This window comes from Acidobacteriota bacterium (assembly GCA_039683095.1).
GTDB lineage: Bacteria > Acidobacteriota > Aminicenantia > Aminicenantales > Saccharicenantaceae > RBG-16-66-30.
On the sequence record JBDKSB010000002.1, the window covers coordinates 50,089 to 65,142 of the forward strand.

14 protein-coding genes are annotated in these 15,054 nt (G+C 68.6%); 2 read left to right on the forward strand and 12 right to left on the reverse strand.

Features of this window, described 5'->3' with window-relative positions:
• Window positions 1–11: 11 nt before the first annotated feature.
• Genes ftcD through ABFD52_03020 form a run of 3 tightly spaced genes read right to left on the reverse strand, consistent with a single transcriptional unit; the run spans window position 12 to window position 4,512 of the window.
• Window positions 12–1,697, reverse strand: a complete 1,686-nt coding sequence (ftcD, locus tag ABFD52_03010) for a glutamate formimidoyltransferase (GenBank protein ID MEN6559729.1) — start codon at window positions 1,695–1,697, stop codon at window positions 12–14.
• The gene (locus ABFD52_03015; protein MEN6559730.1) at window positions 1,694–3,181 is read right to left on the reverse strand and encodes a pitrilysin family protein; all 1,488 of its coding nucleotides are present in this window, start codon (window positions 3,179–3,181) and stop codon (window positions 1,694–1,696) included. The genes ftcD and ABFD52_03015 overlap by 4 nt, the downstream gene beginning before the upstream one ends.
• Window positions 3,178–4,512 carry a pitrilysin family protein gene (locus ABFD52_03020; GenBank protein MEN6559731.1) on the reverse strand — a complete coding sequence of 445 codons (1,335 nt, stop codon included), beginning with the start codon at window positions 4,510–4,512 and terminating at the stop codon, window positions 3,178–3,180. Before ABFD52_03020 ends, ABFD52_03015 begins: the two co-directional genes overlap by 4 nt.
• 133 nt (window positions 4,513–4,645) lie before the next feature.
• On the opposite strand from ABFD52_03020, the gene ahcY reads away from it, so the two are divergent.
• A complete protein-coding gene (ahcY, locus tag ABFD52_03025) occupies window positions 4,646–5,902 on the forward strand; it encodes an adenosylhomocysteinase (protein ID MEN6559732.1) in 1,257 nt (418 codons plus the stop codon).
• Between the two features lie 24 nt (window positions 5,903–5,926).
• Here ahcY and ABFD52_03030 read toward each other — a convergent pair whose 3' ends face one another.
• From ABFD52_03030 to asnS, 8 genes are read right to left on the reverse strand one after another with little or no spacing between them, the layout of a single operon-like run.
• Window positions 5,927–6,694 (reverse strand): tetratricopeptide repeat protein, encoded by a 768-nt coding sequence (locus tag ABFD52_03030; protein MEN6559733.1) that lies wholly within the window; start codon window positions 6,692–6,694, stop codon window positions 5,927–5,929.
• Window positions 6,695–6,727: 33 nt separating this feature from the next.
• Window positions 6,728–7,723 (reverse strand): NAD(P)H-dependent glycerol-3-phosphate dehydrogenase, encoded by a 996-nt coding sequence (locus tag ABFD52_03035; GenBank protein MEN6559734.1) that lies wholly within the window; start codon window positions 7,721–7,723, stop codon window positions 6,728–6,730.
• The gene (gene plsY, locus ABFD52_03040; GenBank protein MEN6559735.1) at window positions 7,720–8,310 is read right to left on the reverse strand and encodes a glycerol-3-phosphate 1-O-acyltransferase PlsY; all 591 of its coding nucleotides are present in this window, start codon (window positions 8,308–8,310) and stop codon (window positions 7,720–7,722) included. Before plsY ends, ABFD52_03035 begins: the two co-directional genes overlap by 4 nt.
• Entirely contained in the window at window positions 8,307–8,870 is a 564-nt protein-coding gene (thpR, locus tag ABFD52_03045; GenBank protein ID MEN6559736.1) for an RNA 2',3'-cyclic phosphodiesterase, read from the reverse strand. Before thpR ends, plsY begins: the two co-directional genes overlap by 4 nt.
• 8 nt (window positions 8,871–8,878) lie before the next feature.
• Entirely contained in the window at window positions 8,879–10,135 is a 1,257-nt protein-coding gene (locus ABFD52_03050) for a competence/damage-inducible protein A (protein ID MEN6559737.1), read from the reverse strand.
• A gap of 17 nt (window positions 10,136–10,152) precedes the next feature.
• On the reverse strand, window positions 10,153–10,602 hold the full coding sequence (locus tag ABFD52_03055) for a phosphatidylglycerophosphatase A (protein MEN6559738.1): 450 nt from the start codon (window positions 10,600–10,602) through the stop codon (window positions 10,153–10,155).
• Window positions 10,599–11,960: a 30S ribosomal protein S12 methylthiotransferase RimO gene (gene rimO / locus ABFD52_03060; GenBank protein ID MEN6559739.1), complete on the reverse strand. Its 1,362-nt coding sequence runs from the start codon at window positions 11,958–11,960 to the stop codon at window positions 10,599–10,601. The genes ABFD52_03055 and rimO overlap by 4 nt, the downstream gene beginning before the upstream one ends.
• The gene (gene asnS / locus ABFD52_03065) at window positions 11,957–13,249 is read right to left on the reverse strand and encodes an asparagine--tRNA ligase (GenBank protein MEN6559740.1); all 1,293 of its coding nucleotides are present in this window, start codon (window positions 13,247–13,249) and stop codon (window positions 11,957–11,959) included. The genes rimO and asnS overlap by 4 nt, the downstream gene beginning before the upstream one ends.
• A gap of 88 nt (window positions 13,250–13,337) precedes the next feature.
• Between asnS and ABFD52_03070 the strand changes: the two genes are divergently transcribed.
• Window positions 13,338–13,886 carry a DUF4416 family protein gene (locus ABFD52_03070; protein ID MEN6559741.1) on the forward strand — a complete coding sequence of 183 codons (549 nt, stop codon included), beginning with the start codon at window positions 13,338–13,340 and terminating at the stop codon, window positions 13,884–13,886.
• 9 nt (window positions 13,887–13,895) lie between these two features.
• On the opposite strand, the gene ABFD52_03075 is transcribed toward ABFD52_03070, so the two are convergent.
• Window positions 13,896–15,050 carry an aminotransferase class V-fold PLP-dependent enzyme gene (locus tag ABFD52_03075; GenBank protein MEN6559742.1) on the reverse strand — a complete coding sequence of 385 codons (1,155 nt, stop codon included), beginning with the start codon at window positions 15,048–15,050 and terminating at the stop codon, window positions 13,896–13,898.
• Window positions 15,051–15,054: the final 4 nt, after the last annotated feature.

Here is a 15,054-nt window from a genome sequence, read left to right on the forward strand (position 1 = left end):
GCCGGCCGCGGTCAGTCCTTTTTTGGCCCGGCTAGCGCCCTGGACACGATCTCCCTGACGGCCTTCCCTTCCTTGTCGAGGGCCTTCTTGAAGCCGGCGGCCTTCCGCCGCGTCCCATCCGCGAACCGCGGGTCCTTGATCCCCTGGAGGTTGATGAGGACGTTGTAATAAGCCCCGTCGCCGGCGGCTTGAGCGGTCAGGCCCGCGACGCCGGCGTCGCTGATCGAATTCCTGTTCCCCCCGGCCGCGGCCGTCCGGGCCAGCCGGGCCGCCTCGACGGCCTTTTCAAGCACTTCGAGGGGCACGAGCGTGGCTTCCTTGTTGGCCGCTTCGACGGCCCGGTCCTTCTCCTGAGCCTGCTCCGGGGTCGTCTTGGGCAGCCGGAAGGCCTCCATGACCTTGTTGAAGGCCCTGGTGTCCCGGTCGACCGCCTCCAGAAGCGAATCCTTGAGGGCCTGGGCCTTGACCGCCGCCTCGGCCAGGCCGGCGCTGACGTCCTCATAGCCCCTCTTGCCGACCGTCAGGTTGGCGACCATGGCCGACAGGCCCGCGGACAGGGCCCCGCACAGGGCCGCGACGCTCCCTCCGCCCGGGGCCGGGGAATCCATCGACAGCTCGTCGGCGAAGCCGCGCAGGGTCATGCCAACGAGGGCCGGGCCCGGTTCGCCGACCTGGAATTCGATGATCTTCTTCTCCGGCTCGAAGGGCACGACGTCGCTCAGGCCGAGCGACCGGACGGCCATGCGGACGAGCTCCGCGTCCGGAACGCCCGGGCTCTTGCCCTGCTTCTCGAAGTAATAGCGGCCGGCCATCAACAGGGCTTCCTTGGGAATGAGCCCGACCAGCTCGCTGCCGGTCACGCGCAGGCCCAGCTTGGCGGCCAGGCGCGAAGCCTCCTCGAAGACGACGTGGATCGGCGTGACCTTGTAGTTGGTGAAGTTGACCGAGACCTGGGCCAGGCCGTAGTCCTCGACGTACCAGCCGACCGACTTGACCTCCTTGAACTTGCCCGGGACCTTGACCGTATTGCCCCTGGCGTCCTTGACGATATTGCCCTCTTTGTCGCGCCTGGCCCGGCCGCTCTCGCGGAGGCTCAGGGCGATCTCGTGGGCCAGCTTGCGGTCGCGGGTGTTGAGGTTGAAGTTGTAGGCGATGAGGAATTCTCGGGCGCCGACGACGGTCGCCCCCGACTTGGGGTTGAAAACGGCCGGGCCGAAGTCCGGGGCCCAGCGCGGGTCCTTGAGCTTCTCGGGCAGGCCTTCGTACTCGCCGGCCCGGACCGTGGCCAGGTTCCGCCGTTCGGGCTTGCGGGCCGCCGCCTCGTAGAGATAGACGGGGATGCCCAGCTCGTCGGCGATCCTCCGGCCGACCTCGGCGGCCAGGCGGACGCAGTCCTCCATGGTCACGCCCGAGACGGGCACGAAGGGGCAGACGTCGGTGGCGCCCAGGCGCGGATGCGCACCGGAGTGACCGCGCATGTCGATGACCTCGGCGGCCTTGGCCACGGCCCGGAAGGCGGCCTCGGCGACGGCCTGGGGCGGACCGATGAAGGTCACGACCGTCCTGTTGGTGGAAGCGCCCGGGTCGACGTCGAGCAGCTTCACTCCGGGCACGGCCTCGATCTCCAGGGTGATGGAACGGATCTTCTCCTGGTCCCGGCCCTCGCTGAAGTTGGGGACGCATTCGACGAGCTTCATCGGACTTCTCCTTTGCGCAGGGTGTGCTTGAACTGGCCGGCGGCGTCGTAGACCTCGATCGCGTCGAGATCGCCGAGGTAGGCTCCTATCCATTCGGGACGGCCGACGATGACCACGACGGGCCTGGCCGCCAGGTACTTGCGGGCGGCGAGCCGCACCAGCTCGGTATCCACGCGCTTGATCTCCTCCGGTCCGCGGTCCCACTGGCCCTGGCCGAGGCCGAGCGCGATATAGCGGGCCAGCCATTCGGCGAAGCCGCCGGGCGACTCGAGCCGCAGGGGCAGGCTCCCGACAAGGTAGGACTTGGCCTCCTCGATCTCGGAGGGGACGGCCGGCCCGGTGGCCAGGTCGCTGATCTCCCCGAGGATCTCGCGGACGGCCGGGCCGAGGGATTCCGGGTGGACCCGGGCCCGGGCCCAATAGACCCCGCAGGACGCGAACACCTCCATTTCGCTGAAGGCATAGGTGGCGTAGCCCTTATCCTCGCGCAGGTTCTGGAACAGGCGGTTCATGGTCGTCCCGCCCAGGACCTGCTTGAGGACGAGGACCGGGTAGAAGTCCGGATTGGAGGAGCCCATGACGATGTTGCCGGCGAAGACCGTGGCGGCGTCGAGGTCCGGATCCTCGACATAGCAGATCCGGTCCCGTGTGTTCTGGGGCGGCGGAGGCGGCGGCATCCATTCCGGCGAGGGGCCGGACCAGGCGCCGAAGTGGCTGCCGATCTTCTGGGCCATGGCCGCGCCCTCGATCGGGCCGGAGACGATGATGGCCGAGTTGCCCGGCCGGTAAAAGCGGTTATAGAAGGCCTCGACGTCGCGGGTGGTGATGAACTTGATCGCCTTCTCGCTGTAGGCCGCCGCGTGGTAGGGATGGTTCTCGAAGAGGACGCTCAGGAGCTGGATCCAGCCCAGGACCTCGGGGTCCTTTTTCCGTCCCTGCATCTCCCAGAAGGCCGAGCGGCGGACCCCGGCCAGCTCGCGCTCGCTGAACGACGCCTCGAGGGTGATCAGGCGGAGGATGTAGACGGCCCGGTCGAGAGATTCTTCCAGCACGGTCATCGTCAGGACGGTATAGTCCATGAACACGGTGGCGGAGAAATCCGCCCCGATGGATTCGATCATGTTCTCGATGTATTCGGACGAGAGCATCTTCGTCCCTTTGCCGATCATGCGGGCCGTCGCGTCCGCCACTCCGGGCCGGCCGGCCGGAGAGTCGACGACGCCCGCGCGGATGACCATCTGGAGGGTGACCAGGTGGGTCTCGGGCCGGCGGGCCGCGGCCACGGTCAGGCCGTTGGCCAGGACGAACGTCTCGACCTGGGGCAGGCGCAGCTCCAGGGGCTGGGCGTCGGGCAGGGGAGGCGTCCGGCGGAAACGCTCCTGGGCGCCGGCCGGGCGGGCCGGCCCCAGCGCGGCCGCGGCCGCGGCAATCAGGACCACGGCGGCCGGGCCGAGCCTGCGGCGGGGGACGGTCGCTGTCCTCATTGCGGCCCGAACTCCAGGACCACGCGGTTCTGCGGGATGAAATACTTGGCGGCGAAGCTGAGCAGGTTCTGGGGGCTGACGCTCAGGACCCGGCCGAGATCCCGCCGGATGGCCTCCTGGTCCTGTCCCGCGAGGAAGGCATCGACGAGGAAGCGGGCCTTGCCCATATTGGTCGAGAGGCGGTCGTAGTAGTCCTGCTTGAGCCGGCGCCTCGCCTTGTTGATGTCGTCCTGGGAGACCGTGTTCGTCTTGAGCTTGTCGATCTCGGAGAGGACGGCCTTCTCGGAGCGCGCGACCAGGATGGCGTTGGTGCAGAAGGCGAAGATCTTCAGGGTCCCGACGCCCGGCCGCTCGTCCAGGCCGCCGGTCAGATAGCGGGCCGTCAGGTCCCGCCGCAGCAGCCGGTTCCGCAGCCGCGACGTTTCGCCGTCGAGCAGGACGTACTCGAGGAGCCGCAGGCACTCCGAGTCGCCCGGCTGCAGGGGGGAGAAGCGGAAGCCCATGTGAAAGCCGGCGTTCCCGCCCGGGATCCGGGCGAAGCGCACGACCGCGTCGTTCAGGCGCTGGAACTGCGAAGGCGGCACGGCAGGGACATCGGGTCCGGACGGGATGGTCTCGAAGTAGCGGGCAACGAGCTCCCGGGCGCGGCCGGGATCGATGTTGCCGACCACGCAGAGCACGGCGTTGTTCGGGACATAATAGGTCCGGTGGAACTCCAGGACGTCGGCCTCGGCGATCCCGGCCAGGTTCGCGTCGACCAGGGGATGCCCGTAGAGGGGGTCGGGGAAGAGGAGCATGTCGAACTGGGAGAAAGTGGCGTAATACGGGTCGGCGGCCGTCCGGGCCTTGTATTCGTCGACCAGCTCCGAGCGCGTCCGCTCGATGGCCGCCGGCGTGATGACCAGGGACTTCATCCGGTCGGATTCGAGCCACAGGGCCAGGGGCAGCTGGTTCGAAGGCAGGGTCTCGTAGAACAGGGCCTTGTCGGGCGTCGTCGTGGCATTGAGCTCCCCCCCGACCTTCTGGACGTAGGTCAGGTGCTGCAAGGGGGGGACGTTCTCCGATCCCTGGAACATCAGGTTCTCCAGGAGGTAGGCCAGGCCCTCCTGGCCCGGCTTCTCGCGCAGGGAGCCCGCCGCGTAGCCGACGGCCACCGTCACCAGCGGAAGACGGGGATCCTCGGCCAGGACGACCCGCAGCCCGTTGCGCAGCCGGTAGGTCTGGAAGGCAAAGGGGAACGGCGCCGCGGCGGCCTCCTGCGCCTCCGCGGACATCGGCCCGGGAAACGCGATCAAGGCGGCCAAGATAAGGGTCTGGGCCGTTTTCCTCATTTCTTTCGATGACGTCCTGGAGCCGGACAAAGCCTAACAATAACACAAAGCCCCGCCGTTGAAAACCCCTCTGGAATGTGCTATTTTGGGCCGGAAACTCAGGGCCGGGCGGCCGGTCCGAAGGGAGAATCCTATGGATTGCGACATCAAGGACCCGGGCCTGGCCGGGAAGGGCAAGCTGAGGATGGAATGGGCCGCGCGGTCCATGCCCGTGGTCGAGGCGATCAAGAGCGCCTTCGCCAAGGAACGGCCTCTCAAGGGCGTCCGCATCGCGGCCTGCCTGCACGTCACTTCGGAGACGGCCAACCTGATGGAGGCCCTCAAGCTCGGCGGGGCCGACGTCCGCCTCTGCGCTTCCAACCCCCTCAGCACCCAGGATGACATCACGGCCACCCTGGTCAAGCATCACAAGATACCGGTCTTCGCCATCAAGGGGGAGGACCCCGCGACCTATTACCGCCACATCCTCCAGGCCCTCGAGCACCGTCCGACCATCACCATGGACGACGGCGCCGACCTGGTCTCGGTGACGCATTCCAAGAGGCAGGACCTCCTGCCCGGCATCCTGGCCGGGACCGAGGAAACGACCACCGGGGTCATCCGGCTGAAGAGCATGGCCAAGAGCGGCGTCCTCCGCTATCCCATCGTCGCTGTCAACGACGCCCAGACGAAACACCTCTTCGACAACCGGTACGGCACCGGCCAGAGCACCCTCGACGGCATCCTCCGGGCCACCAACGTCCTCCTGGCGGGGCTCCGCTTCGTCGTGGCCGGCTACGGCATGTGCGGCCGGGGCGTGGCCCTCCGGGCCCGGGGAGCCGGGGCGCATGTCATCGTCACCGAGATCGACCCCATCCGGGCCATCGAGGCCGTCATGGACGGCTATGAGGTCATGCCCATGGCCGACGCGGCGCCGCTCGGGGACATCTTTCTGACCGTCACCGGCAACAAGGCGGTCGTCCGCAAGGAGCACTTCCGGCTCATGAAGGACGGGGCCATCGTGGCCAACGCCGGGCATTTCAACGTCGAGATCGACATCCCGGCCCTCGAGTCCATGGCCCGCTCTAAGCGGCGGGTGCGCGATTTCGTCGACGAGTACACGCTGGCGGACGGCCGCCGCATCCACCTGCTGGGAGAAGGGCGCCTGATCAACCTGGCCGCGGCCGAGGGACATCCGGCCATGGTCATGGACATGAGCTTCGCCAACCAGGCCCTGAGCGTGCGCTGGCTGCTCGGGCAGGCCGAGAGCCTGCCCAAGTCCGTCTTCCCGGTGCCCGAGGAGATCGACCGGGAGATCGCGGCCATGAAGCTCGCGTCGATGGGCGCCGCGGTCGACAAGCTGACGGCGGCTCAGAAGAAATACCTCGCGGGTTGGCAGGAAGGCACCTGACCCGCGGCCGGGGCCGCGGGCGGACTATTTCTGTTCGCCGATCAGCCTCAGATAGCGGGCGATCGTATCCCGCGTGTCCGGGTCCGTGATCTTCCCCTGGATCTTGAGGAAGACCTCCTTGGACCGGGCGTAGTCCCCGTTCTTGAAGCAGGCCGCGCCCAGGTTGTAATTGAAGAGCAGGTCCTCGGGCACGATCTTGACGGCCGCCTCGTAGGCGGACACGGCGCCGTCGAGGTCGTTCTTCTTCTCCAGGACCTGGCCGCGGATATTATGGGCCATGGCCAGGCGCGGCTTGATCTGGATGGCCTTGTCGGCGTTATCGAGGGCCTCGTCCAGCCGGCCCTGCAGGACATAGAGCCGGGCCAGATTGCAGTAGGGAAGCTCCCGATTCTGATAGGTCAGGTCGGCCAGGGCCCTGCGAAACTCCTCCTCGGCCTTGTCGAGCTGGTTCATCCCCTGGTAGACCGTGCCCAGGTTGTTGTGGGCCTCGGTGAACCTGGGATTGATCTCCAGGCATTTCTGGTAGGCCTTGGCCGATTCGTCCAGGCGCCCGCGCATGGAATGGGCCAGCCCCAGGGCGTTCCAGGCCAGGTAGTAGCGGGTATCGAGGGTCAGGGACTTGACCAGGTACCTGACGGCGTTGTCGATGTCGCTCTGGTTCAGGTAGAACAAGCCGAGGTTGTACTGGTACTTGGGGTCCTTCTCCCGGGCCCGCTGCACCTTGGCCTGCGACGAGGCGCAGAAAGCGAGGCTGGCGCAAATCGTCACGACGGCTATGGCTTTGACTCGCATCCGTCTCCTCCTTGACCTGGTGATCCCCGGCCGTCACTCCGCTTTGAGCGTCCGGCACATCAGCTCTTCCACGGCTTTCTGGGGCGACTTGCCGCGGTAGAGTACCTGGTAGATCTCTTCGGAAATGGGCATCTCCACCCCGAGGGCCCGGGAGATGCGGCGGGCGGCCACGGTCGTGTGGACGCCCTCGGCGACCATGCGCATCCCGGCCAGGATCTCCCGGAGGCTCCGTCCCCGGCCGAGCTCATGGCCGACGCGGTGGTTGCGGCTCAGCTCCCCGGTGCAGGTCAGGACGAGGTCGCCGATCCCGGCCAGGCCGGAGAATGTCTCCCGGCGGGCCCCCAGGGCCAGCCCGAGGTTGGTGATCTCGACCAGGCCCCGGGTGATCAGCGCGGCCCGGGTGTTCAGGCCGAATTTCATCGAGTCGGCGATGCCGGCGGCGATGGCGACGACGTTCTTCAGCGCCCCGGCCACCTCGACACCGGTCACGTCGGTCGAGGTGTAAGCCCGAAGGGCCACGCTGGAGATGAGGTGCTGAACCTCGCGGGCCGCGCCGGGATCGCGCGAGGCGATCACCAGGGCCGTGGGGTGGCCGGCGGCGACCTCCTTGGCGAAGCTCGGGCCGGACAGGACGGCCAGGCGAGGGCGGATCTGAGGCCGGAAGACCTCCTCCATGACCTGGCTCATCCGCATCAGGGTCTTCTTGTCGAAGCCCTTGGTCAGGCTGACCACGACCTGGTCCCGCCGCAGGACCGGGGCGATCCGGGCGTAGACGGCCCGGCAGAACTGCGAGGGAACGGCGATGAAGACGGCGTCGCCGGCCGCCGCCGCCGCGCGGGCGTCGTCGCTGAAGCTCACGGCCTCGGGAAAACGGAAGCCGGGCAGGAAAGCCTTGTTCTCCCGGGTCTCGAGAGCCTCATGGTAGATGTCCTCTTCCCGGATCCACAACGATACCGGCAGGCCGATCGAGCCGAGGTAGCGGGCGAAGGCCGACCCCCAGCTGCCGCCGCCAAGAACGGAAACGTTCATGAGACCTTTTCTCCAAGCTTTCGTTCCGTGCCGTCCAGGATGCGCCCGATGTTCCCGCGGTGGCGGGCGATGACCAGGAGGGCGATGGCCAGGGCGACGGCGGCCGCCGGCCGGGAGCCCCCCGTGGCGAAAACGGTCAGGGGAAAGGCGAGCGAGGCGATGATCGAGCCCAGCGACACGTAGCGCGTCAGGCCGACGATGAGGAAGAACAGGCCCAGGCAGCCCAGGCACGGGGCCCAGGCGATGGCCGCGAAAACGCCGAGGGAAGTGGCGACGCCCTTGCCGCCGCGGAAGCCGATGGAGAACGGAAAGCAGTGGCCGGCGACGGCCGCGAGCCCGCAGAACGCCGCGAAGACGGGGTCGGCGAACCACCTCGAGGCCAGGAAGACCGGCAGGAACCCCTTGGCGACGTCGATCACGGCCACCGGCAGCGCCGTCTTCCAGCCCTTGAGCCGGAACACGTTGGTCGCCCCCGTGCCGCCGCTGCCGTATTTCCGGACGTCCTTCTTCCCGGCCAGCCGGACGAGCAGGTAACCGGTCGGGATGGACCCGGCGAGATACGAAGCGATGATCATCAGGATCCTCATGACAGGATCGCCTCCGCGATGGAGCGGTATTCGGCGCCCTGGGGGCGAAGCAGGCTCTCGAACAGGATGATCTTGCCGACGGTCATGGCGCCGAAGGATTCATCGCGATGCCTGGCCAGCTCGGCCATGGCCTTGTCGATCCGGCCCGGTCCCTTGACCCGGCCGAGCGTCAGGTGGGGCTTGAAAGCCCGGGCCTCGCGCTCGAAGCCCTCGGCCTCGAGCGCCAGCTCGAGATCCTCCTGCAGGGCGGCCAGCTCCGGCCCCGCGGCGCAGCCCGCCCAGAGGACCCGCGGGCTCCTCTCGGTCGGGAAGGCCCCGGTGCCCTCGAGCCGCAGGGAGAAAGGATGATGGCGGGAAGCCGCCGAAGCCAAGGCCTCCCGGACCCGGAGCGCCCGGTCGTCGTCGATCTCGCCCAGGAACTTGAGCGTCAGGTGCATCCCGTTTGCCTCGATCCAGCGGACATCGGCCCGGGCAGCCCGGAGCTCCCCGACGAGGGACTGGAGGCGCTCCTTGATCTCCGGGGCGAGGTCGATGGCGATGAAGGCTCTCACGATATCCACGCGGGCTATTATAAGGCCTTCGGCGGCCGCGGGAGAAGGCTTTTTCTTATCAGGTCGAGCGCCTTCTGAGAGGACTGGAACTTGACCTGCGAGCGGCCGCCGGCGAAGCGGCAGCACTCGACCGCCGCGCCGCGGCCGCGGGCCACGGCGATGTAGACCAGGCCGACGGGCTTGCGGGCCGTGCCGCCGCCGGGGCCGGCCACGCCGGTGACGGCCAGGCCGATATCGGCGCCCGCGGTCCTGCGGATGCCGAGGGCCATGGCCCGGGCCACGGGCGCGCTGACCGCGCCGTGGCGCTCGATGAGGGCGGTCGGCACGCCCAGCCTCTTCGTCTTGGCCCGGTTGGAGTAGGTCACCGCGGACTCGAGGAAATACTCCGAGCTGCCGGGGACCTCGGTCAGCCGGTGCCCGATGAGGCCGCCGGTGCAGGATTCGGCGCAGGCGATGGTCAGGCCCCGCTCCCGAAGGAGCCCCCCGACGACCTCCTCGAGGCCCCGTCCGTCCCGGGAATATATCCAGGGGCCGAGCGCCCGCTCGACGACACTCCCGAGCTCGTCCAACCGCGCTTCGGCCGCGTCCCCGGGACCGGCTCCGGTATACGTCAGGCGGATCGAGAGATCGCCGGGCACGGCCAGGGTGGTCACGGTCACCCCGGACCGCACCATGGCGTAGACCGGCTTCAGCCGCATCTCCATGGCCGATTCGCCCAGGCCCGTCAGCCGGATGACCCGCCGCGCCGACAGGCCGCGCCCGAGTCCCTTCAGACGAGGGAGGACGTCCTTCTCGAACATCGGCAGGATCTCGTGGGGCGGGCCGGGCAGGAGGGCGATCCGGTTCCGCCGGGTCTCGACCCACTGGCCCGGGGCCGTGCCGTTGGGATTGTCCAGGACCTCGGCCCCGGCGATAACGTAGCATTGCTTGAGGTTCGAGGCGGCCATGGGCCAGCCCCGGCGACGGAACCTCTCCCGGATCTTCTCGCGGATCGAGGCCCGGAAAACGAGCCTGCGCCGCAGCACCCTGGCCAGGGTCTCGCGGGTCCGGTCGTCCTCGGTCGGGCCGAGGCCGCCCATGCACAGGACCAGGCCCGCCCGGGCGAGGGCCGTGCGCAGGGCGACCGACAGATCGCGCTCGCCGTCGCCGACGATGGTCTTGAAGGCCACCCCCAAGCCGATGTCATTCAGCCCGGCCGTCAGCCGCAGCGAATTCGTGTCCAGGAAGTCCGGCGTCATGAGCTCCGAGCCGACGGCGATGATCTCGATCTTCATGGATCGACCTCCGGGCCTCAAACGACGAGCAGGACCAGCCGCGCGAGGACCGCCGCGACGAGCCCGGCGCCGACGTCATCGGCCATGATGCCCCAGCCGCCCGGAAGCCGCTCGAGCCGGCGGATGGGCCAGGGCTTGATGATATCAAAAAAGCGGAAGAGGGCGAACGAGACCGCCACGGTGATCCAGCCCGCCGGCAGGAAGGCCAGGGCGACGAGCTGGCCGCAGACCTCGTCGACGACGATGCGTCCGGGGTCGGTCCGGCCGAGCTCGCGGGCGTAGCGCCCGGAGACAGCGACGCCGCCGAAGAAGACGGCGGCGACGGCGAGCGCGTAGAGCGGCGCGGCCAGGCCGCGGAGGAAGAAGCGGTAGAGAAGCGCGGCGGCGGCGCTGGCGACCGTGCCCGGGGCGAAGGGAGCCAGGCCGAGTCCGAAGAACGTGGCCAGGACGCGGCCGATGACCTTCATGGGACGAGCCTCCCTTCGAGATCGTACGTTCCCGCGGAGACGATCTCGACCGGGACGATCGGCGCGGGCGGCTCGGGCCATCCCGCCGGCAGGCTGAAGCGGACGACGCCGTCGACCTCGGGCGCCTGGAAACGGCCGCGCCCGATCCAGCGCCCGGGAGCCTCGGGGTCCGGGCCCTCGACGAGGACGTCGATCGTCCGCCCGACGCGGCCTTCGTTATGGGCCCGGGAGATCCCGGCCTGGAGGGCCATGATCTCGCGCCGGCGCTCCTCTTTCTCCTCGGGGCGGACGGTGTCTGGCCGGCGGCAGGCCGGCGTCCCTTCCTCGGGCGAGTAGGAAAAAACGCCGAGGTGGTCGAAGCGGGCCTGCTCGACGAAGCGCCGCAAAGCGGCGAATTCCTTCCGGCCCTCGCCGGGGAAGCCGACGATGAGGGAGGTCCGGACGGCCGCGCCCGGGAGCCGCGTCCGGATGCGCTCGACCAGAGCGAGGGACCGGGCCCCGTCCGTTCCCCGGCCCATGGCCTTGAGGACCCCCGGATCGGCGTGCTGGAACGGGAGGTCGAAGTAGCGGCAGATCTTCGGGTCGGCCATGACCTCCAGGAGCCCCGGGCTGACGGCGCCTGGATAGCCGTACAGGAAACGGATCCAGGCCAGGCCCTTGACGCGCGCCAGCCGGTCGAGGAGGCCGGCCAGGCCGTCGCGGCGGCCGCGGTCGCGGCCGAACCAGGTCGTGTCGTGCGAGACGAGGTCGATCTCCTTGACGCCCAGGGAGGCCAGGGCCCGGGCCTCGCGGACGACGGAGGCCGGGTCCCTGGAGACGTAGGGCCCCTTGATGAGAGGGATGGCGCAGAACGCGCAGCGATGGGAGCAGCCTTCCGAGACCTTGACATAGGCCCAGGCGCCGGGGCTGGTGACGACCCGGGGCGAAGCGTCGGTATAAAGGAATGTCCCGGCGGCGGGAGGGGACGGGCGCCCTTCCACGATGGCGGCGATATCATCGAACGCCCTGACGCCGGTCCAGGCGTCCACGCCCGGGAACTTGGCGCGCAGCCCGGCTTCGTCGCGCTCCACGTAGCAGCCGGCGGCGACGATCCTTTTGGCCGGATCGTCCCGTTTCAGCCGCAGGACCCGGGCCAGCGTCTCCTCCGCCTCGGCGCGCGCCGGGCCGATGAAGCCGCAGGTGTTGACGATGACGACGTCCGCCCGGTCCGGATGGGCCAGCGGCCGGTAGCCCGCTTTCTTCAGCGCCCCGAGCATCACTTCGCTGTCGACGAGGTTCTTGGCGCAGCCGAGGCTGATGAGGGCGATCGTTTTCCCGGCGCGCCGGACGCCCGGGGCGCCGCGCGTCGGCCGGGTCAAGGATAGATCCTGTAGAGGAGCCGGGGGAAGGGGATCGTTTCGCGGATGTGCTTGACGCCGCAGATCCAGGAGACCATCCGCTCGATGCCCATGCCGAAGCCCGAATGCGGGACGCTGCCGTACTTGCGCAGGTCGAGATACCACTCGTAGGCCTCGCGGGGCAGCTTGTGCTCCTCGAGCCGCTTCTCGAGCAGGACCGGGTCATGGATGCGCTGGCCGCCGCCGATGACCTCGCCGTAGCCCTCGGAGGCCAGGAAGTCGACGCCCAGCACGACGTCGGGGTTCTCCGGAGCGGGCTGCATGTAAAAGGCCTTGATGGCCGTGGGAAAGTGCGTCACGCAGACGGGCGAGGCGTAGAGCTCGGAGATGATGGTCTCTTCGGGCGCGCCGAAATCGCCGCCCCACTCGATGGTCGAGCCCTTTTCCCGCAGGATCGGCACGGCCTCGTCGTAGGTCAGGCGGGGGAAGGGCTTCTTGATGGCCTCGAGGGGCTTGGGGTCCCGCTCCAGGGTCTCGAGCTCGATCCGGCGCCTGGTCAGGACCCGCTCCATGATGAAGATGATCAGGTCCTCGCCGAGGGCCATGATGTCCTGGAGCGTGGCGAAGGCGACCTCGGGCTCGCACATCCAGAACTCGATGAGATGGCGGCGGGTCTTCGATTTCTCGGCCCGGAACGTCGGCCCGAAGCAGTAGACCTTGCCGAAGGCCATGGCCGTGGCCTCGTTGTAGAGCTGGCCGCTCTGGCTGAGGTAGGCCTTCTGGTCGAAGTACTCGGTCTCGAAGAGCGTCGTCGTGCCCTCGCAGGCGCTCGGGGTCAGGATGGGCGTGTCCATCAGGCGGAAGCCGCGGCCGTCGAAGAAGTCGCGGATGGCCTTGATGACCTCGGCCCGGACGCGCAGGATGGCGTGCTGCCGCGAGGAGCGCAGCCAGAGGTGACGGTGCTCCATCAGGAACGGGGTGCTGTGCTCCTTGAGCGTGATCGGGTAGTCCGCGGCGATCTGGACGATCTCGAGCTCGGCCATGGACAGCTCGAAGCCGCCCGGGGCGCGCGTGTCGGCCCGGACCCGGCCGCGGACGATGAGCGAGGATTCCTGGGTCAGGCGGTCGAACTGCTGGAAGAGCAGGGAGTCCTTCTCGGCGCTGAAAGCCGTGGCTTGGATGATGCCCGTGCCGTCGCGGACGAGGAGGAAGCGGACCTTGCCGGAGGAGCGCTTGTTGTAGACCCAGCCGCGGATCTCGACGTCCTGGCCGTCGTGGGCGGAGATATCCTCGATGTAAACCCAATCCATAGTGGGCCCATTATAGGCCAACGGCCGCGGCGGCGCAATCGGGGGACGGGGATGCGGCGGCCCGGTTTGCGTTATAATGGGCGCGGCCATGGCTAAGCCGAAAGAGTTCGCGCCGGTCAAACTCCTCTGCGGCCTCATCTATAAGGAAGGCGACGGGGCCCTTTACTTGGAGGCCAGGCGCCGGCTGGAGCGGGAGTGGGGGAGGGTCGAAAGCGAGAGCCCGGCCTTCCCGTTCGACCTGACGGATTATTACGAGGCCGAGATGGGGCCGGGACTGGTCCGGCGGTTCGCGAGCTTCGCGGACCTGGTCGCGCCCGAAACGCTCCCGGAGCGGAAGGTCACGGCGATCGGGATCGAGGGCTCGCTAGAGCGCGAGAGCGGGGCGGCCGGACGGCCGGTCAATATCGATCCGGGCTATCTGACGGCCTCGGCGCTCGTCATGGCCACGGCCAAGGATTTCGCCCATCGCATCCCCCTCGGCCTCGGGATCTACGCCCACCTCGAATTCCTGTTCACCAGGACCGGGGTCAGGACGCTCGAGTGGACCTATCCGGACCTGCGCCGCGGGCCGGTCCAGGCTTATTTCCGTTCGGTCCGGGAAGCTTACCTGCGGCAGCTGGTCGGGCCGAGGGGCTGAGGCCCGTCCTCAGGCCTCGGGGTGGAAATTGGTGATCGACCGCAGCTTGGCGATGATCTCCGGCAGCTCCCGGAGGACCTCCGCGATGTCCGCCTCGCTGTTCGAGCGGCCGAGGGACATGCGGATGCACGAGCGGGCGATCTCGGGCCGCAGCCCGATGGCCCGGAGCACGTGGGAGACCTCCTCGGATTCCTCGCTGCAGGCCGAGCCGGTCGAAACGTAGATCTCCTTGGTCGCCAGGGCCAGGAGGATGGCCTCGGCCTCGAGCCCGGGGAAGGCGAAATTGAGCGTGCTCTTGACCCGGTTCACGGGGTGGCCGTTGAACCTGGCCTGGGGCATCTTCTCCTCGATGCCCCGCTTCAGGGTCTCAGCCAGCTTCTCGATGCGGGCCCGTTCCTTCCTGCCCTTCTCCTCCATGACCCGGACGGCCTCGCCGAAGCCGATGATGCCGGCCGTGTTCTCGGTGCCCGCGCGCAGGCCCCGCTCCTGGTGCCCGCCGTGGACGAACGAGGCGATCGGCATCCCCCGGCGGACGTAGAGCGCGCCGACGCCCTTGGGGCCGTAGATCTTGTGGGCCGAGACGGTCAGGAGGTCGACGCCGAGCTTGCGCACGTCGACGTCGATCTTGCCGAAGGTCTGGACGGCGTCCGAGTGGACCGGGATGCCGCGCTCATGGGCGATGCGGACGATCTCGGCCACGGGCTCGATGGTGCCGATCTCGTTGTTGGCGTGCATGACCGAGACGAGGGCGGTCTTGGGCGTCAGGGCCGAGCGGAGATGGTCGAGGCTGACCGTGCCCTGCTCGTCGACGGGCACGAAAGTGACCTTGAAGCCGCGCCGCTCCAGGGCCTTGGCCGACTCGATCACGGCCGGATGCTCGATGGCCGAGGTGACGAATTCGTTCCGGCCGGGCGTCGCGTCGAAGACGCCGAAGACGGCGAAGTTGTCCGCCTCGGTCCCCGAGCCGGTGAAGTAGATCTCGCCGCGGTCGGCGCCCAGGGCCGCGGCCACGCGCTCGCGGGCCTCGTTCATGAGCTCCTTGACCCGCCGGCCGATGGGGTACAGGGAGGACGGGTTGCCGAACTGTTCCCGGAGGAACCAGGCCATCTTCTCGGCGACGGCCGGATCGACCGGCGTCGTGGCGTTGTGGTCGAGGTAGATCATAGGG